Annotated in this window: 16 protein-coding genes; 9 read left to right on the top strand and 7 right to left on the bottom strand. The window is 70.2% G+C overall.

Annotated features, from left to right (window positions below; genetic code table 11):
• Positions 1 to 44 precede the first annotated feature (44 nt).
• On the bottom strand, positions 45 to 1,196 hold the full coding sequence (locus tag ABZ904_RS10495) for an ROK family transcriptional regulator (RefSeq protein WP_359400262.1): 1,152 nt from the start codon (positions 1,194 to 1,196) through the stop codon (positions 45 to 47).
• Between the two features lie 349 nt (positions 1,197 to 1,545).
• Here ABZ904_RS10495 and ABZ904_RS10490 point away from each other — a divergent pair, with 349 nt between their 5' ends.
• The 8 genes from ABZ904_RS10490 to ABZ904_RS10455 all read left to right on the top strand — a co-directional run bounded on the left by ABZ904_RS10490 (position 1,546) and on the right by ABZ904_RS10455 (position 14,776).
• Positions 1,546 to 3,612 carry a fibronectin type III domain-containing protein gene (locus tag ABZ904_RS10490; protein ID WP_361822422.1) on the top strand — a complete coding sequence of 689 codons (2,067 nt, stop codon included), beginning with the start codon at positions 1,546 to 1,548 and terminating at the stop codon, positions 3,610 to 3,612.
• Positions 3,613 to 3,668: 56 nt separating this feature from the next.
• Entirely contained in the window at positions 3,669 to 4,694 is a 1,026-nt protein-coding gene (locus tag ABZ904_RS10485; protein ID WP_360992225.1) for a sugar ABC transporter permease, read from the top strand.
• Positions 4,695 to 4,705: 11 nt separating this feature from the next.
• Positions 4,706 to 5,644, top strand: coding sequence for a carbohydrate ABC transporter permease (locus tag ABZ904_RS10480; RefSeq protein WP_359400253.1), 939 nt, complete (start codon positions 4,706 to 4,708; stop codon positions 5,642 to 5,644).
• 35 nt (positions 5,645 to 5,679) lie between these two features.
• Positions 5,680 to 8,097, top strand: a complete 2,418-nt coding sequence (locus tag ABZ904_RS10475) for a glycoside hydrolase family 95 protein (protein WP_361822418.1) — start codon at positions 5,680 to 5,682, stop codon at positions 8,095 to 8,097.
• Positions 8,091 to 9,128, top strand: coding sequence for an acetylxylan esterase (locus ABZ904_RS10470; protein WP_359400247.1), 1,038 nt, complete (start codon positions 8,091 to 8,093; stop codon positions 9,126 to 9,128). Before ABZ904_RS10475 ends, ABZ904_RS10470 begins: the two co-directional genes overlap by 7 nt.
• Positions 9,125 to 10,486 carry a sugar ABC transporter substrate-binding protein gene (locus ABZ904_RS10465; protein ID WP_361822415.1) on the top strand — a complete coding sequence of 454 codons (1,362 nt, stop codon included), beginning with the start codon at positions 9,125 to 9,127 and terminating at the stop codon, positions 10,484 to 10,486. The genes ABZ904_RS10470 and ABZ904_RS10465 overlap by 4 nt, the downstream gene beginning before the upstream one ends.
• A gap of 88 nt (positions 10,487 to 10,574) precedes the next feature.
• Positions 10,575 to 12,770 (top strand): alpha-galactosidase, encoded by a 2,196-nt coding sequence (locus ABZ904_RS10460; protein WP_359400241.1) that lies wholly within the window; start codon positions 10,575 to 10,577, stop codon positions 12,768 to 12,770.
• A gap of 296 nt (positions 12,771 to 13,066) precedes the next feature.
• Positions 13,067 to 14,776: an FUSC family protein gene (locus tag ABZ904_RS10455; RefSeq protein WP_360992568.1), complete on the top strand. Its 1,710-nt coding sequence runs from the start codon at positions 13,067 to 13,069 to the stop codon at positions 14,774 to 14,776.
• A gap of 123 nt (positions 14,777 to 14,899) precedes the next feature.
• Here the strand turns inward: ABZ904_RS10455 and ABZ904_RS10450 are convergent, their stop codons facing one another.
• The 5 genes from ABZ904_RS10450 to ABZ904_RS10430 form a co-directional block, all read right to left on the bottom strand.
• Positions 14,900 to 18,592 (bottom strand): S8 family serine peptidase, encoded by a 3,693-nt coding sequence (locus ABZ904_RS10450; RefSeq protein ID WP_361822412.1) that lies wholly within the window; start codon positions 18,590 to 18,592, stop codon positions 14,900 to 14,902.
• A gap of 332 nt (positions 18,593 to 18,924) precedes the next feature.
• A complete protein-coding gene (locus ABZ904_RS10445) occupies positions 18,925 to 19,830 on the bottom strand; it encodes an NmrA family NAD(P)-binding protein (protein ID WP_359400235.1) in 906 nt (301 codons plus the stop codon).
• A 171-nt stretch (positions 19,831 to 20,001) separates the two neighbouring features.
• A complete protein-coding gene (locus ABZ904_RS10440) occupies positions 20,002 to 21,006 on the bottom strand; it encodes a YihY/virulence factor BrkB family protein (RefSeq protein ID WP_359400232.1) in 1,005 nt (334 codons plus the stop codon).
• A 115-nt stretch (positions 21,007 to 21,121) separates the two neighbouring features.
• A complete protein-coding gene (locus ABZ904_RS10435) occupies positions 21,122 to 21,619 on the bottom strand; it encodes a helix-turn-helix domain-containing protein (RefSeq protein WP_359400229.1) in 498 nt (165 codons plus the stop codon).
• A gap of 158 nt (positions 21,620 to 21,777) precedes the next feature.
• The gene (locus ABZ904_RS10430; protein WP_360992241.1) at positions 21,778 to 22,677 is read right to left on the bottom strand and encodes an alpha/beta hydrolase; all 900 of its coding nucleotides are present in this window, start codon (positions 22,675 to 22,677) and stop codon (positions 21,778 to 21,780) included.
• A gap of 162 nt (positions 22,678 to 22,839) precedes the next feature.
• Between ABZ904_RS10430 and ABZ904_RS10425 the strand changes: the two genes are divergently transcribed.
• Entirely contained in the window at positions 22,840 to 23,667 is an 828-nt protein-coding gene (locus tag ABZ904_RS10425) for an enoyl-CoA hydratase/isomerase family protein (RefSeq protein ID WP_359400223.1), read from the top strand.
• Positions 23,668 to 23,910: 243 nt separating this feature from the next.
• Here the strand turns inward: ABZ904_RS10425 and ABZ904_RS10420 are convergent, their stop codons facing one another.
• On the bottom strand, positions 23,911 to 25,671 hold the full coding sequence (locus tag ABZ904_RS10420) for an MOSC and FAD-binding oxidoreductase domain-containing protein (protein WP_360992245.1): 1,761 nt from the start codon (positions 25,669 to 25,671) through the stop codon (positions 23,911 to 23,913).
• Between the last annotated feature and the right edge of the window lie 410 nt (positions 25,672 to 26,081).

Here is a 26,081-nt window from a genome sequence, read left to right as displayed (position 1 = left end):
CCGACACCCCGGGAGCGCCACTCCCGGAGCGACTGACGGGTGGCCTACTTGGCCGGAGCGAACACCCGCTGGGCCGCGACCGCGGCGCCGCCTCTGGCCCACTCCTCGAACGGCAGTGGCCGGACCACGAGGTCGCAGTCCGCGGCGGCGCCGAACGCATGGGCGGCGAAGGTCTGCCGGATCTGGTCGGCGAACAGGTCGTAGGAGGCCACGCCCTCACCGGAGATGATGATCCGTTCCGGGCCGATGAGGTTGGCGACCGAGGCCAGCGCCAGGCCCATGGCATGTCCGGCGCGGGCGAAGACCGCCCCGACGGCCGGGTCGCCGGCGTGCGCGCGTCGTACCGCCTCGTCCATGGTCAGTGCGGGGTCGACGGCGGCCTGGCGGGCCTGTTCGATGATCGCGTGTGTCGAGGCGACCGCCTCGACACAGCCGGTGTTGCCGCAGGTGCAGATGCGGTCGCTGCCGCCCACCGGGAGGTGGCCGACCTCGCCCGCCACTCCGTGCGCGCCCGACACCACCCGGCCGCCGATCGAGAGCCCGGCGCCGATGCCGGCGCCGACGGTGACCAGGGCGAAGGACGACAGGCCGGCGCCCGCGCCGAACCACTGTTCGGCCACGGTCAGGGCCCGTACGTCGTTCTCGATGACCGTCGCGATCCCGGTGGCCGATTCCACCAGCTGGGCCAGTGGCACCCGGCGCCAGTTCAGGAAGGGGGAGTACTGCACGGTGCCGGTCTGTCCGTCCACGTCGCCCGAGATGGTCACGCCGATGCTGTGGATCGCGTCGGCCTCCTCCAGGCCCGCCGCGGCCCGCAGTTGATCCACCAGCCCGGCGATCGCCAGCACCACGGTGCCCACGTCACGCGAACTCAGGGCGGTGCGCCGGGAGGTGAGCGGCTGGGCGGTCAGATCGGCCAGTACGCCGATGAGTTCGTCCCCGGTGACCTTCACCCCGGCGAAGCGGGCACGTTCCGCCCGTACGGCGATCGGCGTCGCCGGACGGCCGTTGGCCCGCTCCACGGGGCGGCCGGCCTCGGTGATCCAGCCGTCGGCGATCAGCGGAGTGGCCGCCTTGGTGACGGCTCCCGCCGACAACCCGGTCCGCCGTCCGATCTCGGCACGGCTGAGGGGGCCGTGCTGCAGCAGCGTCTGGAAGACCAGGACGGCGGCGGGCGGCTGGTCGGCAAGGGTCATGCCGTGACCATACATTTCTTGAGGAAACTAAGACAAGGGGCCAGTCATCCCATCTATACGCCATCGCGGTAGGGAAAATGCCTCGCTGTACAGACTTTCCGAAGAAGACATCGGATTTATTGGTGCCGACTATGTTGACGCTGGAAGGAAAGCCTGGCTACATTCGCCGCACTCCTCGCCGGAGCGGGCTGGACGGTGTCGCGCCGGGGAGGAGCGAGGCCACTCGTCCCTGACGGTCTCAGCTCTCCCTCGGTGGTGCTCCGGGACGACCACCGCCGAGGGGTTCCCGGCACCCCCGATCCCTCAGGCGGGAAGTCCGCCTGCAGTCGCGCCCAGACGGAGTACATCCATGGCTCGTCAAGCTCGACCCGCACGTCTCACGCTCGCCTGTGCCACCGCACTCGCGGTGGCTTTCGCCGTGCCCGCCGCCGCGCGGGCCGCCGATCCCGAAGTGTCTTCCGGCCCCCAGGCCTCCGCCGCCGCGCCCGTCGTGGCCGCCAAGCCGTACATGGGCTACAGCACTTGGAGCCTCGAATCGACCAACTTCCCCGGTTACGGCGGGGAGAACTGGCTCACCGAAGCCCATGTGCTGCAGCAGGCCGACGTCCTGGCATCGAAGCTGAAGTCCCACGGCTACGACCACGTGAACGTGGACGCCGGCTGGAACGTCGACAACGGCAAGAACGTCGGCGACGGCTACGCCCGTCCCACCGCGGATCTCAAGAAGTTCCCCCACGGCATGAAGTACGTCGGGGACTACCTGCACAAGAAGGGCCTGAAGTTCGGCCTCTACCTGGCGGTCGGCCTCTACCAGGACTACTACAACAACGGCAACACGCCGATCTACAACGCTCCCGGCTGCACCACCAAGGACATCGTCTACCCGGACCTGCGCAAGACCAGCGGCTGGGACAACGTCTCCTACCAGCTGAACTTCGCCAGCCCCTGCACCACCAAGTACATCCAGTCCGAAGCCGACGAACTGGCCAGCTGGGGCGTGGACTTCCTCAAGATCGACGGAGTCGGACCCGGCTCCAACCAGGGTGACGAGGCGCACAACAACGTCCCCGACATCAAGGCGTGGCACACCGCGCTGCAGAACACCGGCCGTCCCATCGAGTTCATCCTGTCCTGGTCGCTCAGCCACAACCAGGCGGACGTCTGGAAGGCGAACTCCAACGGGTGGCGGGTCGACACGGACGTCGAGTGCTACTGCGACACGCTGGTGACCTGGAACAACTCGGTGAAGCAGCGCTGGAACGACGTCGTGCAGTGGATACCCGACGCCGGTCCCGGGCACTGGAACAACCTCGACTCCCTCGACGTCGGCGCCGGTCCCCTCGACGGCATCAACGAGACCGAGCGGCAGAGCTACATGACGCTCTGGGCCATCGAGTCCGCCCCGCTGTACATCGGTGACGACCTCACCAAGCTCGACTCATACGGCCTCAAGCTGCTCACCAACGACGAGGTCATCGCGGTCGACCAGGCGGGCAACCCGGCCAAGCCGGTCAGCCAGGACACCCCGCAGCAGGTCTGGTACGCCCGTAACGCGGACGGCAGTTACACCGTGGCGCTGTTCAACCTCGGCGGCGGCTACTCGGACGTGACCGCCGACTGGAGCGACCTGGGCATCAGTGGCAAGGCCGCGGTCCGCGATCTGTGGAGCCACAAGAACCTGGGTTCGGTCGGCGGTTCCTTCACCGACAACCTGCCCCCGCACGGCTCGCGTCTGCTGCGGATCACGCCGCCCAGCACCGGCAAGAACCCCGCGGTCCCGCTCGCCGTGCACGGCACCGCCTCCACCGCGACCAGCGTCTCGCTCGCCTGGGACGCGGTGAACTCGGGCACCGCCAACACCGGTTACGACGTCTACGCCAACGGGTCGAAGGCCGCCACCGTCACCGGCACCTCCGCCACCCTCAGTGGCCTCAGCGCCGGCACCGGCTACTCCTTCACCGTGGTCGCCCACGATGCCAAGGGGCACGAGTCCTCGCCCAGCAAGGCCGTGGCGATCACCACGCCCGCGGCAGGCGGACCGGTCTCGTACGAGGCCGAGGCGCCCGGCAACACCCTCAGCGGCAACGCCTCCCTCTCGGACTGCTCCGAGTGCTCCGGCGGCAAGAAGGTCGGCAACCTCGGCTACACCGGATCGGTGGCCATCGGCAACGTGACCGCGCCCAAGGACGGCACGTACCTGATGAAGCTCGACTACACCGACGGCTCCTCCGGCCGCACCGTCGTCGTCACCGCCAACGGCAAGTCCTTCCAACTGCCGCTGCCCGGGAGCAACGACAACAACTGGGGCCGCCCGCAGTCGATCACCGTGCCCGTGCAGCTGAAGGCGGGCGCCAACACGATCACCTTCGGCAACCCCTCGGACTACGTGTCCGACGTGGACCGGATCACCCTCTGATCAGCCGTCCGGCTCCGACCCGTCTTCCATCCGTCTGACACCGAGGAGAGTGTGCCGTGGTGGTCACATCACAGGGCAACCCCACGACGCCGGCCACACCGTCGTCCGCCGCCGTGACCACCACGGCCGCCGCCTCGACGAAGCCCCGCAAGATCCGAATGACCCGTCAGGTCCGCAAGCCGCATTCCCCCACCACGACCCGGTCGGCGGCGGCCCGCCGCCGGGACCTGCCGGTCGCACTGCTGCTCATCCTCCCCGCCGTCGCCGGATTCGCGGTCTTCTTCGCCTATCCGACGCTGCGCGGCATCTACCTCAGCTTCACCGACTTCCACGTCCTCAGCCCGCCGCAGTGGGTGGGACTGGCCAACTTCCGCGAGATGTTCGGTGACGACGTCTTCTGGCACTCGCTGTTGGTCACCGTCTACTTCGTCGTGCTGTCCGTCGGCTTCGGCACCCTGGTCTCGCTGGCGACGGCGGTGGTGCTGCATCGGGTGACCCGGTCGTCAGCGCTGCGCGGCGTGATCCTGCTGCCGTTCCTGATCTCCAACGTCATCGCCGCCCTCGTGTGGCAGTGGATGCTCGACCCGACCCTCGGCATCATCAGCATTGTCATCAAGCATCTGACCGGCCACTCCATCCTCTTCTTCGGCAGCGGGGGATGGGCGATCCCCTCGCTCGCCGCGATCAGCGTCTGGAAGTGGATGGGCTACTACGCCCTGCTGATCTTCGCCGGTCTGCAGACGATCCCGCCGACCATCTACGAGGCCGGCCGGGTCGACGGAGCGAGCGAAGTGCAGATGTTCCGTCGGCTGACGGTCCCTCTGCTGCGGCCGATCCTGGTCATGGTGGTCGTCCTGACCGTGATCAACTCCTTCCAGGTGTTCGACATCGTCCAGGTCACCACCAAGGGTGGCCCGGCCAATGCCTCGAACGTGCTGCAGATGTACATCTACGACAAGGCCTTCCGGCAGTTCGACTTCGGTTACGCCGCCACCATGTCGCTGGCCCTGTTCGCGCTTCTCATCGCGGTCACCTTCACCCAGCTGCGGCTCGCCCGCGCCGACGAATCCGACCTGAACTGAAGGAGGCCGACATGGCTGTCAGCATCACTCCCGGCCAGGCGGCCGTCCTGCGCCGCCGGCCCCGGCAGGACACCCGCAGGCTCTCACCCGGCAGGATCGCTGCCTGGATCTACCTGGCCGTCGTCGTGGTGGTCACCCTTTTCCCGTTCTACTGGATTCTGCGCACCGCGCTGTCGAACAACTACCAGTTGGCGACCGACCCGTCCTCACCACTGCCCGTGGGCTTCACCTGGGGGGCGTTCGAACGGGCCCTGGGCATCGCCTCCACCGCGCAGGCCCAGGCCCAGGGTGGCTCCGGCGCCTCCCTCGACATCGCGCTCTACCTGCGCAACTCGTTGATCTACGCGTCCGTTCAGACGGCGCTGATCGTGCTGCTCTCCGCGGCAGCCGCCTATGCCTTCTCCCGCTTGCACTGGCGTGGCCGCAACCTGGTGTTCAACATTCTGATCAGCGCCCTGATGGTGCCCGGCGTGTTCACGCTGCTGCCCAACTTCGTCTTCGTGAAGGATCTCGGGCTGACCAACACCTTCGCCGGACTGATCCTGCCCGGCGGCCTCTTCCAGGCGTTCACGCTCTTCTTCCTGCGGCAGTTCATGCTGGGCCTGAGCAGCGAAGTCGAAGAGGCCGCGATCATCGACGGCGCCGGACCGCTGCGGATCTTCTTCCGGATCATCCTGCCGATGTCGTCCGCGCCCATAGCGACCGTGTCCCTGCTGATGTTCGTCAACGCCTGGAACGACTACTTCTGGCCGCTGCTCATCACCAACGGCCCGGACGTGCAGCCGCTCACCCTCGCGCTCGGTGTCTTCAAGCAGTCCTCGCCACAGGCGGCGCCGGACTGGGCGGGCCTGATGGCCGCCGCCCTCATCGCGGCCCTGCCGATGCTGCTGCTCTTCGTCGCCTTCGGCAAGCGCATCGTCAACTCCATCGGCTTCTCCGGCCTCAAGTAATCCACGGCAGCACACCTCGATAGGACGGCACAGCCATGCACCCCACCGACCTGGTGCTGAAGTGGCCCGCGCCCGCGGGCCGGTGGACCGAGGCCGCCCCCGTCGGCAACGGCCGGCTCGGCGCGATGGTCTTCGGCGGCGCCCACCGGGCCCGGATCCAGCTCAACGACTCCACCGTGTGGTCCGGCACCCCCGGCGGCCCGGCCGCCGCCCTCGCCGAGGTGCGCGCGGCCGGTGCCGGTCCCCAGCGGCTCGAAGAGGTCCGCGCCGCGATCCGCTCCGGCGACCAGGAGCGGGCCGAGGCGCTGCTGATGGCCTTCGAAGGGCCGTACAGCCAGGAGTACCTGCCCTACGCCGACCTCTGGCTGACGGTGGAGGGCGGCGAAGAGGCCGACTACCACGGCCGGACCCTCGACCTCGACTCCGCGGTCGCCGAGGACGGATTCGGCCTGGACGGCACGACCGTCCGCCGCCGGGTCTGGGCCGATGCCGTCGCCGGGACCCTGTGCACGGCGGTGGACGCGGACGGCGGCACCGTGGACCTGCGGGTGGAACTGTCCACGCCGCTGCGTGAGGTCCACCGTTCGTCCACCGTCCGTAGCCTGACCCTGGGCGTGGAGATACCGGTCGACGGAGCGCCCGCGCATGAACCCGGTGTCGCCGAACCACTGCGGTACGCGGACGGACCCGTCGACGGCTACGACCCCTTCGGTGCCCTCGCACTGGCTCTGACCACTGACGGCGAGGTGACCGCGGCAGACGGCAGCCTCCTCGTCCTCGGCGCCTCCCACCTCCTGATCACCCTCGCCAGCTCCACCAACGCCGCCCTCCACTGGAAGGGACAGGCCACCGTGGACCGCGCCACCCACCTGGCCACCGCGACCGCGGCGGCCGAGCGGGCCGCCGCCCAGGGCGCCGGCAGCCTGCTGAAGGCACACGAGGACGAAGTGCGCGCCCTGCTCGGCGGCACCGCCCTGCGCATCGGCTCGCGTCGCGCCGGCACCTACGACGTGGCACGCGACATCCTCAGCGGGGACGACGAACTCCTCACCGCCACCGTTCTGTTCCAGCTCGGCCGCTATCTGCTGGCCTGCGCCTCCCGCCCGCACGCCGGGCCTCCGGCCAACCTCCAGGGCATCTGGAACGCCGACCTGCGGCCGGCCTGGTCCTCCAACTACACCATCAACATCAACACCCAGATGAACTACTGGGGCGCGGAAGCGGCCGGTCTCGCCTCCTGCCACGAGCCGCTGTTCGATCTGCTCGACCGGCTCGCCGCGGGTGGCACCGAGGTCGCGCGAGAGGTCTACGGCACCCGTGGCTGGGTGGCACACCACAACACCGACATGTGGGGCTGGGCGCTGCCGGTCGGCATGGGCCACGGCAACCCCTCGTGGGCGATCTGGATGATGGGCGGCACCTGGCTGTCCCAGCACCTGTGGGACCACTACGAGTTCACACGCGACCTCGACTTCCTGCGGAACCGGGCCTGGCCGCTGCTCAGTGGCTGCGCCGAGTTCCTGCTGGACTGGCTCGTCGACGAGGGCACCGGTTTTCTGGACACTATCCCGTCCACCTCACCGGAGAACCTCTTCCTGGACGCCGACGGCACCCCCAGGTCCCTGACCCGCTCCTCGGCCATGGACATCGCGCTGATCCAGGCCACCTTCGACCGCACCCTGCAGGCAGCCGAGATCCTGGCCCTGGACAGCCCGCTGACAGCCGAGATCCGCGCCGCCCTGCCCCGCTTGCGGCCACCGCGGATCTCGGCCGGCGGCTGGCTGCAGGAGTGGGCCGACGACCTGCCCGAGGCCGACCCCCACCACCGTCACCTCTCCCAGCTGATCGCTCTGCACCCCCTCGGTCTCATCGATCCGGAGAGGACGCCCGAACTGGCCCGGGCCGCGCTGAAGCTGCTGGACCGGCGGGGCCCCGGCGCCATGGGCTGGTCCTGGGGGTGGAAGATCGCCCTGCGGGCTTGGCTGCGCGATGCCGCGACGGCCCGCTCCCTCCTGCTGGAGGCGAGTCGCCCGCTCGACGGCGATCCCGGCACCGATGCCCCGGTCGACGGCTCCCGCTGGGGCGGGCTGCTGCCCAACCTCTTCTCCACCCACCCGCCCTTCCAGATCGACGGCAACTTCGGCTTCATGGCCGCCCTCACCGAGATGGTGCTGCAGAGCCACACCGGCACCGTCCATCTGCTGCCCGCCCTGCCCGCGCAGTGGCCGGACGGCCAGGCCACGGACCTGCGCTGCCGCGGCGGTCTCGCCGTCGGCTTCACCTGGAGCGACGGCGCCCCGAACTCGGCCACCGTGCGCCGGATCGCCGGCGACGGCGCCGAGCCGGTCCGGATCCGCCACGGGGAGCGCGTCGCCGAGGTCCGTATCCCGCTCGGCACCCAGGTCACGCTCGACGCGGACCTGCGCCAGCGGGGGGAGCCGGTGCCGTGCTGACGGAGCAGGATGTGCCCGAGCTGTTCTCCTACCGCAGCACCTACCGCGAGCCGGCGGACTTCGACGTCTTCTGGAAAGCCACCCTCGCCGAGGCACGCGCCGATCAGGCAGCCGTGCTGGAGCTGACGTCCGTGGCGACCGGTCTGGAGACCGTGGACGTCTACGACGCGGTCTTTCCCGGCTTCGCCGGCCATCCGGTCCGCGGCTGGCTGCGCATGCCCCGGCAGCGGACCGGGCCACTCCCCGCCGTCGTGCAGTTCCACGGCTACGGCAGCGGACGCGGCGCACCGATTGACGATCTCCTGTGGGCCTCCGCCGGGTACGCCCACCTGCTGGTCGACACCCGGGGACAGGGAGGCGCATGGGCGGGCGGCGGCGCCACCCCCGACCCGGTCGGCAGCGGCCCCGCGTATCCCGGCTTCCTCACCCGCGGTATCGAGGACAAGGACACCTACGTCTATCGGCGGGTGTTCACCGATGCCGTCCGCGCCGTCGAGGCCCTGCGCAGCCGCTCCGACCTCGTCGACGCGGCCAGGGTCGCCGTCGTCGGCCCGAGCCAGGGCGGCGGCATCGCGCTCGCGGTCGCCGGACTCGTACCCGACCTGTCGGCCGCCCACTTCCAGGCGCCCTTCCTCTGCGACATCCGGCAGGCCACCCGGCTCACCGACGCGGATCCGTACGCCGAGCTCATCGGCTATCTGGGGGCCCGCCGCGACCGGGTCGAGCAGACGTTCCGCACGCTGAGCTACTTCGACGGACTGGGCTTCGCCCGCCGGGCCACCGCTCCGGCCTGGTTCTCCGCGGGGCTGCGCGACGAGGTGTGCCCGCCGGTCACCGCGATCGCCGCCTACCAGGCCTACTCCGGGCCCAAGCAGCTGCGTCTGTGGGAGTTCAACGGCCATGACGCCGGCGGCCCCGAAGACCTGGTCATGGCCCTGAGCGCGTTCGGCGCGCTCCTCAAATCGTCGTCCCGTCCGCAAGCGTCGCCGTCCCACGCACCCCCCGTGCCACCCCGAAAGAAGGAACGATGAAAAGAATCAAGGGCATACGAAAGGCCGTCGCCCTGGGCGCCACGCTCACTCTGGCGGCAGTGGTCTCCGGTTGTTCCTCCGGCTCCTCCAGCGCCGGCGGCTCCAAGACCGTCAACTGGTGGACCTGGGACGACAAGCAGGCCGCGGCCTACCAGGTGTGCGCCACGGACTTCGAGAAGGCCAATCCCGGTGTCACGGTGAAGATCTCCCAGTACAACGTGAACGACTACTTCACCAAGCTGACCGCCGGGTTCGTGGCCGGCAACGCACCCGACGCGTTCCAGAACAGCGTCCAGTTCTTCCAGGCCTACGCCTCCCAGCACCAGTTGATGCCGCTGGACAGCTTCATCTCCAAGGACAAGTTCGACCTGTCCCGTTTCTCGGTGGGCGTGGACGCCTGGAAGTTCACCGACAGCAAGCAGTACGCGCTCCCGCTGGACTGGGCGGCGACCGGCATCTACTACAACGCGGACGCGCTGACCAAGGCCGGGTACACCAAGCAGGACGTCGACTCGCTGAACTGGAACCCCGACAACGGCGGCACGCTCGGCAAGATGATCGCCCACATGACCATCGACTCCAAGGGCCGGCGCGGCGACCAGCCGGGCTTCGACAAGTCCCACATCAAGACCTACGGCTACGGACAGGTCGCGGCCAAGGACTTCATCGGCCAGACCACATGGAGCCCTCTGGTCGACACCACGGGCTGGCGCCTGGGTGACAAGCCCACCTGGCCGACGGTGTTCGACTACAGCGACCCGCGGTTCGTGAAGACCATGGACTGGATCCGCTCCCTGACGCAGAAGGGCTACGCGCCCAAGATCGGCGACTTCGCCAACAGCGTCAGCGACGTCGACCTCCTGGCGTCCGGTAAGGTCGCCATGGAAAGTGCCGGCTCGTGGGAGGCCGCGACCTTCGTGAAGCTCCCGGGCCTCAAGGTCGGCATCGCGCCCACCCCGTACGGCCCCGACGGCAAGACCCGGGCCGTACTGAGCAACTCCAACGGCAACAACATCTGGGCCGGGACGAAGAACCCGGACCTGGCCTGGAAGTGGATCTCCTTCATGGGCTCCGAGTCCTGCCAGTCGAAGGCGTCGCAGACCGGCACCTTCTTCCCCTCGATCCCGGCCGCCATGGACGCGTCGGCCAAGGCCCTGGCCGCCCACGGCGTGGATCTGTCCGTGTTCACGGACATGATGAAGAACAATGTCCTCTACCCGTCCCCGGTCTACGGCAACGGCGCCGCCATCCAGGACGCGTTGGAGCCGCTGTTCGAGGCGTACTTCGCCGGCCAGAAGAACGACTCCGTCTTCAACGACATGCAGGACAAGAGCAAGACGCTGCTCGCGCAGCACTGAACGTCCGACAGCAACTGGTGACCGGACGCCGGACGCGGCCCACGACCAGGGAGCGTCCGGCGGACCGGACAAAGGGAAAGGGCTCTGTATGTCCGACACCACCCCGGGGATCCTCGCCCTGCGCGCGGCCGGCACCTCACTCGTCGTGGAGCTCACCGAGCCGGTGCCAAGAGTTCTGCACTGGGGGGCCGACCTGGGCGAGCTGTCCGAGGAGGGACTGGCTGCCCTCGCGCTGACCGACGAGCCCGCCGTGCTCAACAACTCCATCGACATCCCGCGACGCTTCACCGTCTGGCCCACGGAGGCGGACGGCTGGTCCGGCACCCCGGCCCACGAGGGCCACCTGGCCGGCACCTCGGCCGCGCCCCGGCTGAGCCTCGCCGAAACCTCCTACCGACCCGAGGCCGAAGGCGGCGAGCTGTCCCTGCGGCTCACCGACCCCGGAGCCGGACTTGACGCCACCGTCACCTATCGGCTGGAGCCCTCCGGAGTGCTGGGCGTGCAGACCCGGATCACCCGGCGGCAGGACGCCGACCCGGCGCCCTACGACCTCGCGCAGGTCACCACCCTGCTTCCGCTGCCCCGCCGGGCCGGGGAGATCCTGGACTTCACCGGCAAGTGGAGCCGGGAGCGCTCCCCCCAGCGCCGCCCGCTGGCCTACGGCACCTACGCCCGGCAGGTGCGGCGGGGCAAGCCCGGCCTTGACTCGCCGTACCTCGTGGCGGTGGGCGTGCCCGGGTTCGGTTTCCGCGAGGGCGAGGTGTGGGGTGTGCACATCGCCTGGAGCGGCGACCAGCGGTATCTGGTCGAGCAACTGCCGGAGGGCGCCGGCGCCCACGCCGCGGTGCTCGGCGGGGGAGAGCTGCTGCGGGCCGGGGAGATCCGGCTCGCCCCGGGGGAGTCCTACACCACGCCGGTATGCCACTTCGCCTGGTCCGGCCAGGGGCTCGACGGACTCGCCGGCCGCTTCCACGCCCTGCTGCGCGCCCGGCCCGCCCACCCGCGCACCCCCCGCCCGGTGATCCTCAACAGCTGGGAGGCGGTCTACTTCGACCACGACCTGGACCGCCTGCTGCGGCTGGCCGACAAGGCCGCCGAGGTCGGTGTCGAGCGCTTCGTGCTGGACGACGGCTGGTTCCGCGGGCGCCGCTCGGACCACTCCGGGCTGGGCGACTGGACCGTGGACCCCGTGGTGTGGCCCGAGGGGCTGACCCCGCTGGTGGACCATGTGCGTTCGCTCGGCATGGAGTTCGGGCTGTGGGTCGAGCCGGAGATGGTCAACCTCAATTCGGACCTGGCCCGGGAACACCCCGAATGGGTGCTCGGTCCGGCCCGCGGAGTCGGCCCGTCCTCCCGTCATCAGCACGTCCTGGACCTCTCCAACCCCGCCGTGTGGGACTACCTGCTGGGTGCGCTGGACGCACTGGTGGAGAAGTACGGCATCGCCTACCTGAAGTGGGACCACAACCGGGAGCTGCACGAGGCCGTGCACGGTGACGCCGACCGCCCGGTCGCGCACGCCCAGGTGCTCGGGCTCTACCGGCTGCTCGACGCCCTCAAGGAGCGCCACCCCGGGCTGGAGATCGAGAGCTGCGCCAGCGGCGGCGGCCGGATCGACCTGGGGATCCTCGCCCGTACCGACCGGGTGTGGGCCTCGGACTGCAACGACCCGGTGGAGCGCCAGGCCATTCAGCGCTGGACCACCCAGCTTCTGCCGCCCGAGCTGATCGGCGCCCACGTCGGCGCGGCCACCAGCCACACCACCGCCCGGATCAGCTACGACAGCTTCCGGCTGGCCACAGCCCTGTTCGGGCACACGGGCATCGAGCAGGACATCACCCGGTGCACCCCCGAGGAACTCGCCAGGCTCACCGCCTGGACCGCGCTCTACCGGGAACTGCGGCCCCTGCTGCACGGAGGCCGCACCGTCCGCGCCGACCTCGCCGGCGACGCGACACTGCTGCACGGGGTGGTGGCGCACGACCAGTCCGCCGCGCTGTACTGCTGGGCGCGGGTGGCCACGTCCCCCGAAGGCCAGTCCGGCCGCGTACGCCTGCCCGGACTGGCCGCCGATGCGACCTACCACGTCAGGGTCCGTACGGAACTGGGTCTGCCGTCCCTGCATCAGACCTCGGGCCCGGCCTGGCTGCCCCAGGCACTCGAGGGCGGGCTGACCCTGCCCGGCGCGGTCCTCGCGGTCGCAGGACTGCCCATGCCGAATCTCAACCCCGACCAGGCGATGCTGCTGGAGGTCAGGCGGATCGGCGAGCCCGCCCAGGGCTGACGCCCACGGGCAGGGGACGGGAGCGGGGCAGGGCCTCTGCCGAGAGGCCTGCCTCGCGTACATCGGGCACAGTGATGAGCGGGCGATGTCTGTGTCGCGGCGATACCCGGCGGCGTGCCCGACGTCGTGCGGACGCCCACACCGGCCACCGTTTCGACGACTGCGGCCGCGGCGAGCCGGGGACCGCGGACAGCGGCAACCGGGAAGTCATGAGCCAGAACCGAAGCGGTCCCCCCGCCGGTCAGCCCGGCGACGGCCCTGACAGACGGCAGGGACGGCGGCGATCGGTCGCCCGGGTGACGCGGGTGCTCTCTCCCCGCGGTGCGCTGGCCCTGAAAGAGGTCGACGGAGCCTTCCTCTTCGCGCTGCGCGCGGCCCTGGCCATGGCCATGGTGGCGCTGCCGATCGTGCTGGCCGGGCGGCCGGATCTCGCTGTCTACGCCATGCTGGGCTCGTTCACCACCACGTTCGGGCGCAATCTGCCCTACCCTCGCCGGGCTCGCGTTATCGCGCTGGTCGGGGTGGCCATGACGGCATGCGTGGGCTGCGGTTCGGCGCTCGCCGCATCGCTCGATCCACGCGCGGGAGGAACCGGCGAGGTCGTGGTGGTGGCGGCTACGGCCCTGGTCGCCGGGCTGGCCAAGTTCGTCTGTGATGCGACGCGGTTGGGCGGCCTGGGCGCGGTTCTGCTGCTCTTCTCCTTCGCGGTGGCAGCCAACAGCTCGACCGCTCCGGCCGCCGTCCTCCCGCAGACCGGGCTGGCCGTGGCGGCATCGGCGGTGGCCTGGGCGCTGGCGATGGCAGGCCGGTTCGTCCATCCGGACCGCCCTCAACGACTCGCGGTCGCCGCGGCCCTGCGCGCCCTCGCGGAGCTGCTGGAAGCAGCCGACCGCGGGCTCGCGACCGGCCGCACGCGCCATCGAGCGACGGCGGCCGTTCTGCGGGCATACGACTCCCTCGGTCTCACGCCGCCGACGCACGCGCAGCAACCCGGCGGGACCGGGACCGTGATGACCCTGACCGACGTGTCCTGGTCGCTGCTGATCAGCTCCGCGCGCCGGTCCGCCGACGACTCCAGCGCCACGGCGCAGGCCCTGCGCCGGCAGGCCCGTCTCCTCGCGGACCGCCGCCGCCGATTCCCCCCGGTGCTGCCCGAGCTGGTGCGCCCGGCTCCAAAGGCACCGGACGACGCGGTCGCCCGCACGGCCGGGACAGCCGCGGCACGGTCCGATCCCGCCGCACGACGTGCCTCCGAACTGATGATGGGGCGCCCCCTCGGCGGCCCCGGCCGTGTCCCGGTCCGGATCGTTCCCGCGCTGCGGATGGTCCTCGGCACGGGGGTGGCAGGTGGGCTGGCCGCTCTGCTGGGGCTACGACACGGCTACTGGGCGGCGATCTCGGCGGCCGCCGTGCTGCACTCGGTCAACATCCGCACGACGGCACAGCGTGCGGCCCAGCGGACTCTGGGCACGGTCGTCGGACTGCTGCTCACCCTCGGTGTGCTGGCCGCACACCCCGGCCCCGTGGTCCTCGCCCTGGTGATCGTGCTCATGGAGTTCCTGCTGGAATACGTCGTGGTCCGCAACTACGGCCTCGGCGTCGTGTTCCTCACGCCGCTGGCCCTGCTGCTCAGCGACCTGGCCGCCCCGGTGTCCGCCGGCGAACTCGTCCGTGACCGGGGGCTGGCCAGCCTCCTGGGGATCGTCGTGGGACTGGTCTGCGCACTGGTGGTGGTCCACGACCATGCCGCGGTGCGGGTGGAGCGTGCGCACGCCGCGTGCGAGGGCGCGGCCGAACGCGCGGAGCGGGCGCTGGCCGCCCCTTCCGGGCCACCGCACCCGAACGTCTCGATGGATCTGGCGGCGGCGGTGGTGGAGTTGCGCGAGGCCGACGACGCCGCCGCCGGTGAGCTGTGGTCCGCGGGAATCGATCCCCCCGAGCTCGCCGCAGCGGAGCAACGGGCCTATCTGCTGCTCGACCAGCTCCTGCACCGTCGGTGGAACTGATCCCGGACCACCGGATCGTCCCCCGATCGTCGGCGACCGCCGGTCGTCATGGACCGCACAGCCTGACGCCGGCCGGAGCCGCAGGAGGCGGCCCCGACCGGCGGGTGAGCATGTCAGGCGACGTCAGCGCAGGCCGAAGGCCCGGGTGATCGTCTGCGAGACACTGTTGTCCGCACTGTCGCGCGCAGTGACCCGCAGGCTGACGAAGCCGGCGGACTTCGGCGCGCGCAGGGCCGTGGCCCAGCCGTCACCGTGGCCGGCCAGGTCGGCCCGCTGCCAGGTCGCCCCGTCGTCGTACGAGACCTCGAGGGACGGCTTCCCGATGCCGGCAGTCGTGCCGGGCAGGTGGGAAGCGGTGACCGTCAGCTGGGTGTGCCGGTCCGCCCGGCCCGCCTTGTCGGTGTCCACGCCGTAGTCGAGCTGGATCAGCGGCAGTGGCACGGTCGAATCGCTTCCGGTGACCTCGGAGGTGAAGTTCCACTCGGTCAGCGTGTGCGTCGAGTACGGGTTGGCCCAGGCCCCCCGGTCGTTGTCGACCACCAGCCGGTAGGGCAGCCGTTCCGCGGCGAGCGCGGGAACCTGCAGCCACTCGGCGTTGCCCCAGTCGAGCAGCTGGTCGCCCTGGTAGAGCCCGACCCAGTCCTTGACGTCGAAGTTGGCACCGGCTTCGCCCACGTGGCCGGCGCCGGAGTCACCCCAGCCGGGCGCGGTGATGTACATGGTGTCGAGGTACCGCACCGGCTGATAGCCCATCGGGCCCATCCGGGGCCGCTGGATCGGCCCGAACCAGGAGACCTTGCCGGTCGTCCGCGCCGGGTAGCGCAGAACGTCCAAGGAGTGCTGCCCTGTCTCGCCCTGGATGAAGGCGTCGTCCAGCCAGCCGGCGTCGGAGGTGACCCAGTCGGTCCGCTCGCCCTGGGCGGGAACGGTCAGCTGGTTGCCGACGGCCCAGCCGCGCCAGACGTCGGGGCGGAACTCCATCGCCTTGCCCTGGCGGTAGTTGCGGAAGGAGACGTCCACCCTGCCCAGGTCCTTGGACTCCTCCCGCCAGGTCGGGTCCGCCGGGACCGCGCCGGACCAGTGGTGCACCACGTCGTAGACGTAGTCGGTGGTCGGGTGCGAGGTGACCTTCAGCTTGACCGCTCCGTGCTGCAGCGCGTCGATCAGGTCGGCGCCCTGGTCCGCGTTGAGGGTCGCCACGGTGAGCGGGGCCGGGCTCTCCGGGCTCCAGGGAGTCTCGTCCCAGGGCTGCAGCCGGCCGATGCCGTCGTTGACGACCACGAGCACCTGCGCGCCCGCGGTCGCGGCGGCCTCCGCCTGCTCCTTGATCGCGGCCGGGTCGCTGCCCCGGACCACCACGGCCTTGCCGCGCACGTCCTGCCGCGCGAGCTCCTGGGCCGTGCCCTCGCCGGCGTAGACCGCCGTGAGCGTCCGGGTGCCGGCAGGCAGTGGCTTGGCCGCGCGCTTGACCAGCGGGTCGGCGTAGGTCGTACGCGAAGTGCCCAGCGTCAGCGCCGGCTGCTCGAGGCGGAAGCGGGCACCGAACTCGAACTCGCCGGTGGTGACCTTCTTGCCGGTCGGAAGTGCCCAGATGCTGTCGTAGGACGGGTCCGGCAGCATGGACGTCTCGACCAGGCTGTCGGTGAACGACCGGTGGACGTCCAGGCGCGGTGCGACAGCGGTGGTCTGCTGCGGCACACGGGCCAGGATCCGACGGGCCTTCCGGCCGTCCAGGGTGACGGTGCGGTCCTGGTCCAACTGCACGTCGTTGAAGGCGAGCAGGGCCATGCCCCGCGAGTGCGGCCCGTCGGCCCCCTGCACGTCGGCCGTGAGCCATCCGCTGTAGTTGCCGACGGGCAGCCGCAGCGTGCCGGTGCCGGACGCGTCGAGGTCCATCACCGTGAAGAGGTGCTCGGCGCTGAGGACGACCCTGCCCGCCAGCGGCTTGCCCGACCGGTCTTTTGCGACGACCGTCAGGTTCTGACGCTGACCCTCGCGGGCGCCGCCGATCAGGGTCCGGGCCCGCACGGTTCCGCTGCCGTCCGTACCGGTGATCATGGCGCTGATCGGCTGGTCGGCCGTCAACCGGTCCAGTTGAGTGGTCAGGTCGACCGAGGTGGTGCCGTGCGCGGGAACGGTGATCCGGTCGTCGGAGAGGGAGAACAACCCGGCCGGGACAGTGCCGTCGACCGCCAGGTCGAGGCTGACCGGAGCGTCGCCGACGTTGGTGTACGTCACCTTCTGCGCGTCGGTCTCTCCCGGCTTCGGCGGCCAGGTGTGGAACCCGGAGTAGGCGCTGGCGGTCGCGAAGACCGAGGCGTGCACCGCGGCCAGCGCGTCGAGCCGGCCGGCGCCCGCCTGGTACGGCGTGTACGACGGGGTCGCCTTCACGCTGCTGACCAGTGCTTCCTTCAGCTGCGAGCCGGTCCAGTCGGGGTGCTCCGAGGCCAGCAGCGCGGCTGCGCCGGCGACGTGCGGCGTCGCCATCGACGTACCGCTCATCGTGGTGTAGTAACCGGCACCCCGCTTGTAGTGCGAGCGGGCGGCGAGAATGTCGACGCCGGGTGCGGTGATCTCGGGCTTCAGTCCGGCGTCGCCGTCACGCGGGCCCTGGCTGGAGAAGTCGGCGAGATGGTCCGCGGAGTCGACGGCGCCGACGGTCAGCGCGGCGTCCGCGGCGCCGGGGCTGCTGATGGCGTGCGGGCCGCCGTTGCCCGCCGCGATGACGAACAACGCGCCGGTCTCGCGGCTGAGTTGATCGACCGTCTGGCTCATCGGGTCGGTGGCGTCACCGCCGCCGCCCAGGCTCATGCTGATGATCTTGGCGTGCTGGTCCCGGGCGGCCCACTCCATGCCCGCGATGATCCAGGACTCCTGTCCTCGGCCCTCGGAGTCCAGCACCTTGCCGACGGCCAGCTTGGCGCCGGGGGCGACGCCCCGCTCCTTGCCGTCGGAGGCGCTGCCGGTGCCGGCGATGGTCGAGGCGACGTGGGTGCCGTGACCGTTGAAGTCGGCGACGTCCTCCTCATAGGGGACGAAGCTGGCGCTGGTGTCGACCTGTCCGGTCAGGTCGGGGTGTTCGGTGTCCACACCGCTGTCGAGCACCGCGACCTTCACGCCCGTGCCGGTGTCGCCCTCCGCCCAGACCTGCTGCGCGCCGATCTGGGCGGTGGAGTCGGCCAGGTCGGCCTTCACCTTGCCGTCGAGCCAGACCTTGGCGATGCCGCCCGCGAACGCCGGGCTCGCCGAACGGGCCGCCGCACCGGAAGCGCCGGTGAGCGCGGACCAGAAGGCCGAGGCCTGCTTGCGGTTCTGTGCGACGGCCGCGCCCTGGATGCTGTCGAGGCGCCGGACGACGGTCGAGCCGGCCACCTTCGGCGTGGTCCGGGACTTGGCGGCGGCATCGGAGTAACGGACGATGAGCGGCAACCGGGCGGCGTGCGCGTCGTCGTACCCGTCCGCGATCAGCTGGGTCACGTTGAACAGCTGCTTGTCCAACTTCCCCGCGCTGACATAGGGAAGGACCTCGTCGGGGTAGACATACGTCGAGCCGTCGATGACGGCGCGGTGGAAGCCGGCGGTGCGCCCGTCCGGGCTTTCGAAGGAGCGGACGGTGCTGCCGTCGGCGGCGGTGCCGATCGTGACCTTGTCACCGGTGATCAGGGTGACGCTGTGCTGCTGGACCGCGTCGACGGCCGGTACCGGACCGGCCGCATCCCCCGAAAGCGCGGCGGTGGCCGGTATGCCGCCCGCCGCCAGGGCGGCTACGACGGCAAGCGCGAGCGGCCCTGTTCTGAGTCTGGGAACGATAGGCAAGGAGCACCCCTCAAGGAAGCGAAGATCGGAAGACCAACTGGAGGATCGGGTCGCTTCCTGCGCGGGGCAATGGTCGGGGGATGGCGCATCTGGCCATTACGCAACTGCGACACGGCCGGATCACCCGAGGAGCGGCTCCCCAACTGCCGCCCGTCACAGCACATTTCGTTCCGGCCGCACCTGCTGAGTGACACAGACCGTTGCTGACACCGCAACGGTGTTCGCCGTGACCGCCGTCCAGCCCGGCCCCTGCCACAGTCCGCGCCGTTCCGGCGGGGCCGGGGTGCGGGCCGATGCTTCCGTGGCGCGTGTAGGGGGCCGGTGGGTGCGGCTCAGCCGAGGTAGAAGTCCTTGCGCGCGGCCACGAACGCCTCGATCGTCTGGGCGGGTGCCCCCGTCACACGTTCGACGTCGTCGGACGCGCGGTCGTAGCGGTTCTCCCGGTGCAGCCGGGCCATGGTGGCGATGTGCTGTTCGGTGTGCGGTGGCAGGCCCACCTTCGAGAGCACCTGGGTGCGCCACTGGTCCAGGGGCACGTCCACATAGGACACCGGGCGACCCAGCGCCCGTGAGAACTCCTCGGCCAGTTCGCTCATGTCGACCGTGTGGGGCCCGGTGAGCTCGTAGACGTTGCCGACGTGCGGGGCCGGGTCGCGCAGCACGGTGGCGACCACCCGCGCGACGTCGTCCATGGCGACGGGCGAGGTGCGCCCGGTACCGAAGGGCAGCGCGATCGTGCCGTTCTCCCGGATCGACCGTGCCGCCAGTGTGGTGAACAGCGCGTTGTCCAGGAACGACGTGGGCCGGATGTGCACCACCGGCAGGCCCGACCAGTTCAGTACCTGCTCCGCCAGCCAGTGCAGCCGCTGCTGCTGCGACTCCGCGGTGCTGGTGGCGGTCATCTGCGACACGGTCATCTGGGACATGTCGACCAGAGCGTCGAGCCCCCCGTACTCGCGGGCCACGCTGGCCACCACGGTTGTCGCCAGCAGATGGTCCGGCGACACAGGCATCGCGAAGTACATCCGCCCGGCGCCCTCCAGCGCGGCCGCGACGCTCTCGGGCCGGGTCAGATCGCCGGTGACGACCTCCGCGCCGAGGGCACGCATCTCGGCCGCACGGTCGTCGTCGTGGCGGACCATCACCCGAACGGGCACGTCCTCTGCGCGAAGCCGGTCGAGGACCCTGCGGCCCACGCCACCTGCGTTGGAGATGAGGACAAGACTGCTGGCGACCATCGGTCGATCTCCTTGTGAGTGGGTGGGCAGGCCAGTAGCCGGCGGGACGACCAGAGGGAGAACGGATGGCCACGCCGCACCGACACGTCGGCTTCGTCACCTTGGACCCGCGGTTCGGCTGCCGTCCTGCCGAACGTGGACCCGACGGTCGTCGGCTCAGGCGTCGATCGGCTACGAGTTCTCGGTGTCGTCCGGTGGCGGAGGTCTCTGGTGGAAGTAGACCTTGATCTCCTCGAAACTCTTGTACTGCTCCGTGGTCGCGTAGGACTCGTAGGCCCGCCGGTCCGCCCAGGTGAGCTGTACATCGTCGGTGAAGGGAGTCATCAGGCTGCGGGGCCACAGCCGGTGCAGGCGCACCGCGCTCACTTCGGCTGCCACGACGAACACCAGAGCCGTGAGATAAATCCAGGCGACCAGACCCAGCACGATGCCGAACATGCCGTAGGTGGCGCTGGCACCCCGCAGCACATTGCTGACGTAGTACGTCCCGGCCCACTGCAGGCCCTGCCACGCGCAGGCCGCGCCGATCGAGGCTCCCAGAAGGCGCCGTGCCGGGATTTCGCGATGGGTGAGCATGCGGTAGGTCAGCAGCAGGACCAGCGCATTGAGCGCGATCGCCGCAACGGTGACAGCGAACCGCACCTCGACCCCGAGGTGGCTGCCGAAGACGCGACTGGCCGATGCCGCGACGGACAGACCGGTCGTGGCGGCCAGGCCTGCTGCCACAACGCCCAGGAACAGCATGCCCTTCAGCCGTGATCGCAGCGGATCGGAGCGCCGGTAGCGCGGGACGGCCCAGATCTTGTTCAGGGTGAGCTGTGCGGCCTGAGCGACGCCGAGCGCACCGTAGAGGCTGACCACCACGCCCACTCCCAGCGCGAAGCCGTTGCTGCGGAAGGAATGGATGTTGTGGCCCAGCTGCTCCCCGATCACCGGGAACTTGCTCAGCACCGAGTGCAGGACGCGTTCCTGCAGCTGCGGGTTGTCCTGGAGCAGCGCCCCGAGCGCCGAGACAAGGAGCAGAAGCAGAGGGAACAGCGACAGAAAGGCGTAGTAGGTCAGCAGAGCGACAAGGTACGTGCCCTGGTCGTCGAAGAACTTGTAGGCCACGGCAAGGGCAATACCCGCCGTCTTGTGACGCCGCTGGAAGGCGTCCATCCGCGCAGACAGTCCCATACAGGGCTCTCCCAGCAGCCTGCCGGTCTTTTCTTCACGATAGGGGAGACACGGACCGTTCGCAGGGAACGACAAGTCGTATCGAGGTCCTCTGGTGACGCCGAGGGCCGGCGGTTCAGGGCTGGTGGCGGCGAGGCGTGTCGATCGGTACGGCGGTTTCGATGGGGTCCGCCGCCCGCGACTGGACCACGAGCATGTCGTCGGGTGACATTTCCCTGCCGTCCTCGGCGGTGAGCGTCAGCGGCCGTGGCGGTTGTCCCGTGCGCGCGTCGATGACGCGGTTCATCGGCTCGTCGTCCTCGAACAGGTGCTTCTGCCCCCACTGGCGCAGAGCCGCGAGGACGGTGTGGAAATCCCGCCCCTTCTCGGTGAGGACGTACTCGTGGGAGTTGCCGAGTGCCGACTCGCGGATCTCGAGGATCCCGACCGCCACGAGCTTCTGCAGCCGGGCGGACAGGACGTTGGTGGCAAGGCCGATGTGCTTGTTGAAGTCCGTGAACCGTGTCACGCCGTGCAGGGCGTCGCGGAGGATCTGAAGCGTCCAGGTGTCGCCGACCTCCGACAGGGAGCGGTCGATCGGGCAGGGCGAATTGACCAGCTCTCGACGTTTCATCGGTGCCCCCAATCACAGGTTCCTTGCAATTGTAGAGCAAGGTGGTGATGCCCGGATTCCGGACCGGAGGCTGGGTGTCCGCAAGCCGGGGCATCGGGGCGCCGGGGCCGGCCTCTCTCAGGGCAGCCCGCCGCCCCGCGGGGGTGCACCCCGTCGCGTCACTTGGTCAGATGCGAGCCGAAGAAGCGCACGGCTGCACCCGTGCTCGCGTCGAGGCCGTCGAGGTACGGATCGAAGTGGCCGCCCGGCAGGAGGACGAGTTCCTTGGGCTCCAGCGCCCGCTCGTAGGCGCTCAGGGCCAGGTCGGTCGGGGCGACGTTGTCATGGGTGCCGACCAGCATCATGAGCGGGGTCGGGGAGATCTGGTCGATCCAGTTGCCGGGGTCGTAGGACCTGGCACGCCGGTTGGACTGGACCGTGACGCGGTTCTCCCAGACGCCCTCGGGAATGTCGTGGCCCAGGTAGAAGTTGATCGCGTCCTCGTTCCGGTAGGACGCGGTGACCGCCGGGTCGGCGTTCACGAACTCCTGCACGGCCGGGGCCTCGCCTCGGGCCTGTGCCAGCTCGTCCGCGGCGAAGGACTCCTCCAGCCCGCGGGTCAGGTGCGGCGGCACGCGTCGCTGCCCGCTTCGGGAGCCGCTGATGGTGGGCACCTGCGAGTAGACGGCCTTGATCCGCCGGTCGGTCGCTCCGAGGACGAGGGCGTGTCCGCCGGCGTAGCTCGTGCCCCACACGCCGATCCGGTCGGCGTCGATCACGTCGAGGGTCTGCAGGTGGGAGATGACCCGCCGCCAGTCCTCGATCTGCTGGTAGGGGTCAATGTCCTGGCGTGGCTCGCCGCCGCTCTCGCCGAAGCCGCGGTGGTCGTGGAGCGAGACGGCGAAGCCGGCCTCTGCGAGTCGGCGTGCGACCGGTTCGATGCCGTGGTACTTCGTGCCCCCGAAACCGTGCGCCATCGTGACGGCCGGGTGGGGTCCGGTGCCCTCCGGCAGGAACAGCCATGCGCTGAGCACGGTGCCGTCGGGCAGGTGAATGGACTCTTCTGTGCGCTCGACCATGCCGAGTCTCCTTGCGTGATGTCCGCACCGCGGTGCCGTTGGCGTTGACCTGCGGTCCTTTCGGACGCTTGCAAATCGCAAGCGACTCGGCCAAGGTAGTCATGCCACTTGCAAATCGCAAGCGACCACTGATGACGGAAAACAGCGAAGGAGTCGGAGCCGATGCCCTGGAACTACTCCACGATTCGGGCGGAACTGCGCAACGGGGTCCTGTGGGCCGCGATCGACAACCCTCCGATCAACCTGATCGACGAGCGGTTCGTGGCGGACCTGATCGCGTTGCTCGACGACACCGAGGCCGACGGCAGCGCTCGTGTCGTCGTCTTCCGCAGCGCGGATCAGGACTTCTTCATCCCGCACGTGGACGTGCAGCGGATCGCCCAGTACACGGCGACGGCGGCGACGTCCGGCGGACCGGACGACGTCAGCCTCGGCGCGCTGTACCGGCGGCTCAGTGAGGCGCGGCCCGTCACGATCGCCCTCCTCGAAGGCCGTGCGCGCGCCGCCGGCGGGGAGTTCCTGTACGCGTGCGACATGCGGTTCGCGTCGCTGGAGCGCGCGGTGATCGCCCAGCCCGAGGTGGGCCTGGGCACCTATCCCGGAGCGGGCGCGGTCCAGCACCTCGTGCGTCTCGTCGGCCGTGGCCGGGCCATGCAGATCATCCTCGCTGGTGAGGACCTCGACGCACGGGAGGCCGAGCGCATCGGCGTGGTCAACAAGGCCCTGCCGGACGAGGAGTTGGTCCCCTACGTCGAGCGTCTCGCCGAGCGCATCGCCGGCTTCCCGGAGGCCGCCGTGCGACTCGCCAAGCGCCGGATCAACGCGGCCGGCCTCGCGCCCAAGGAGGACGTCCAGGTCGACTCGGGCTTCTTCCAGATCCTGGCGCGCGACCCGTCGAGCACCGCCCGGCTCGGCGCCCTCATGCAGCGCGGATTGCAGGAGCGCTCCCGCACCGAACTCGAGTTGGGCGCAGCCATCGGGGAACTGTGAGCGCGATGGATCTTCGGGAACATCCGTCGAAGTGAGACGCATTCCGGGGCCGATGGGCTTCCGGCTGCCGGGCGACGCGCCTCTGCCGCGCTCGGCCGCAGCCGGTCGCCCGCGCCTGCCGTCCGGGTGCCGTTCAGTCGGCGAAGGCGTGGTCGGCAGGGCACTGGAGCTCCAGACAGGCAAGAGGGCCGGACCGCGAAGAGCGCAGATGCGTGTTCGACCGCGAGCGCATGGATCACAGGGCTAGAGGTCCAGGACGATTTCAGTGGCGGGTTCGCTGCAGCAGACCAGGACGGTGCCGGTCTCGGGGAGCTCCAGGGGCTGCAGGGTGTAGGTGATGTCGCCCGAGACGAGGTGGGTGACGCAGGTGTGGCACACGCCGGTGCGGCAGGACCAGCGGGTGGGAATGTCGCAGGCCTCGGCGAGCTCCAGGAGTGAAGCGTGGGCCGGCGACCAGGGGGTGGTGATGCCGCTGCGGGCGAAGGTGATGAGCGGGCCCGTGCCCCTCGGGCCGGGCGGCTGATGAGGTCTGACCGCGGCGGTGGGCGTGATGCCGGGGTTGATGGCGGGCAGGGCGCTGAACTGTTCCGTATGGATCCGCTCGGGGCGCAGACCGTGATCGCGCAGGTAGCCGCCGATGTCGTTCATGAAGGCAGAGGGCCCGCAGAGGTACGCGTCCGCGTCGGAGGGAAAGCCCATGGCCGCCAGCGAAGCTGCGGTCGGGCGGCCCTGGGTGACGTGGGGCTCGTCGGGGCCCGGGGCTTCGGCGGTGTAGTAGATGTGCTCGTGGGCGTCGGGGAGCTGGGCCAGGAGGGCGTGGGCCTCGGCCGCGAAGGCGTGGTGGGCACGGTCGTGGGCGGTGTGGATCCACCAGACGGGCCGCGGGTCTCGTGCGGCCGCGAGTTGCTGGAGCATGGCCAGCACGGGGGTGACGCCGATGCCCGCCGAGATGAGGACGACGGGGCCGGCTCCACCGCCGAGGACGAAGCTTCCACGGGGACTGGCGATCTCCACGAGGTCCCCGGGGTGGAGGCTCGTGTGGAGGTAGTGGCTCACCAGACCGTGAGGCTCGTGCTTGACGCTGATGCGGTACGTGCCGGCCTCGGGCGCGGAGGACAGGGAGTAGCTGCGCACTGCGGGGGAGCCTTCGCCGGTGGCGAGACGGATGGAGAGGTACTGGCCCGCTCGGGCCTCGGGCAGTGGGGTGTCGTCGGCGCTGTCGAGGTAGATCGAGGAGATGGTGGGGGTCTCACGGGCGATGCGGGCGACGCGCAGGCGCTTGAAGCCCGGCCACACCGGTTGTTGTCTCGGTTGCTGCGCGGCGGCGCGTTCGCCCGGCCATCCCGGTTCCTGGCAGGGCTGCTGAGCGGCAGCCAGTTCACGGAAGGACTGCTGCCATCCCGGGCTCAGGGCGGGGATGTTCAGGGCTCTGCACAGCTTCGCCGGATCGCGGTCGGGGAGGTAGAGCAGCGCGTCGATGTCGGCGACGCTGAGTTCCTCCGGGCCCTTGCGGGTGAGAGTGATCTCGTCGCCGGCCTGTACGCGTCCTTCGGTGATGACCCGCAGGTAGAAGCCGGGGCGGTGGTGGGCGACCAGGAGAGAGGCGAGGGACGGTTCACCGAAGCGCATGCCGACTCGGTAGCAGGTGACGCGCGGCTGGGTGACTTCGAACTCGGCCTCGCCGATGCGGTACCGGTCGCCGATGCACACCTCGTCGTCGGGCAGGCCGTCGACGGTGAAGTTCTCACCGAAGATCCCGAACGTCAGGTCGTCTCGGCCGAGCTGCTTCTGCCAGTACTGGTAGGACTGCACCTGGTAGACCAGCACCGCGCGCATCTCGCCGCCGTGCCCGGCCAGGTCTCCCTGTCCGTCTCCGTCGATGTTCAGCCGCCGCACCATCCGGGAGCCCTCTACGGGGGCCTTCCACGCTCCGGTGTGGACCGTCCTTCCCTGCCAGGAGACGTCTTTCGGCGTCCCGACGTTGACGGACAGCAGCGTCGCCATTGCGGTTCTCCCGTGTGGATGGCCGGCGGGGTGCGGCTCCTCTGACGGTCGGATCTGTGCGATATGACCGATCTTAGTGAGGTTCGGTGGGCAAGACCGCGCGTGCAGGGACGGGTCGATCGTCGAGTGGCGTGACCATGCCGGGAACCGGGGTGCGGGACGCACCGGGCCCCACTCCGAAAAGGGGCCCCATTGAGTCCGCCATGAAGCCTGTCGCGGGGTTGCTGCGAGGCTCCCGGGTCGGCCTCCGCTGCCAGGGCTCCCCTGATCGGCTGAGTCGGCTCATGACCGTCCACGGGCTGAGACTGGAACCAGGCCGCGGGTCCGATCCCGTCTTTCTCGGCCTCCGGTGACCGATCAGTGCGCTCCGTCCGGGCGCGGCGGCGCCCATCTCGGGACTCTCGATATAA

The sequence above is a fragment of the Streptomyces sp. NPDC046900 genome, assembly GCF_040644975.1.
In the GTDB taxonomy this organism is placed as follows: Bacteria; Actinomycetota; Actinomycetes; order Streptomycetales; family Streptomycetaceae; genus Streptomyces.
Note: the sequence above shows the minus strand (reverse complement) of the source record. Positions and strands in the feature narration are given on the sequence as shown.

Excerpts from the sequence above, each read along its gene's own strand:
- ABZ904_RS10495 (WP_359400262.1), bottom strand. The coding sequence starts at position 1,196 with ATGACCCTTGCCGACCAGCCGCCCGCCGCCGTCCTGGTCTTCCAGACG.
- ABZ904_RS10490 (WP_361822422.1), top strand. The coding sequence starts at position 1,546 with ATGGCTCGTCAAGCTCGACCCGCACGTCTCACGCTCGCCTGTGCCACC.
- ABZ904_RS10480 (WP_359400253.1), top strand. The coding sequence starts at position 4,706 with ATGGCTGTCAGCATCACTCCCGGCCAGGCGGCCGTCCTGCGCCGCCGG.
- ABZ904_RS10475 (WP_361822418.1), top strand. The coding sequence starts at position 5,680 with ATGCACCCCACCGACCTGGTGCTGAAGTGGCCCGCGCCCGCGGGCCGG.
- ABZ904_RS10465 (WP_361822415.1), top strand. The coding sequence starts at position 9,125 with ATGAAAAGAATCAAGGGCATACGAAAGGCCGTCGCCCTGGGCGCCACG.
- ABZ904_RS10460 (WP_359400241.1), top strand. The coding sequence starts at position 10,575 with ATGTCCGACACCACCCCGGGGATCCTCGCCCTGCGCGCGGCCGGCACC.
- ABZ904_RS10445 (WP_359400235.1), bottom strand. The coding sequence starts at position 19,830 with ATGGTCGCCAGCAGTCTTGTCCTCATCTCCAACGCAGGTGGCGTGGGC.
- ABZ904_RS10440 (WP_359400232.1), bottom strand. The coding sequence starts at position 21,006 with ATGGGACTGTCTGCGCGGATGGACGCCTTCCAGCGGCGTCACAAGACG.
- ABZ904_RS10435 (WP_359400229.1), bottom strand. The coding sequence starts at position 21,619 with ATGAAACGTCGAGAGCTGGTCAATTCGCCCTGCCCGATCGACCGCTCC.
- ABZ904_RS10430 (WP_360992241.1), bottom strand. The coding sequence starts at position 22,677 with ATGGTCGAGCGCACAGAAGAGTCCATTCACCTGCCCGACGGCACCGTG.
- ABZ904_RS10425 (WP_359400223.1), top strand. The coding sequence starts at position 22,840 with ATGCCCTGGAACTACTCCACGATTCGGGCGGAACTGCGCAACGGGGTC.
- ABZ904_RS10420 (WP_360992245.1), bottom strand. The coding sequence starts at position 25,671 with ATGGCGACGCTGCTGTCCGTCAACGTCGGGACGCCGAAAGACGTCTCC.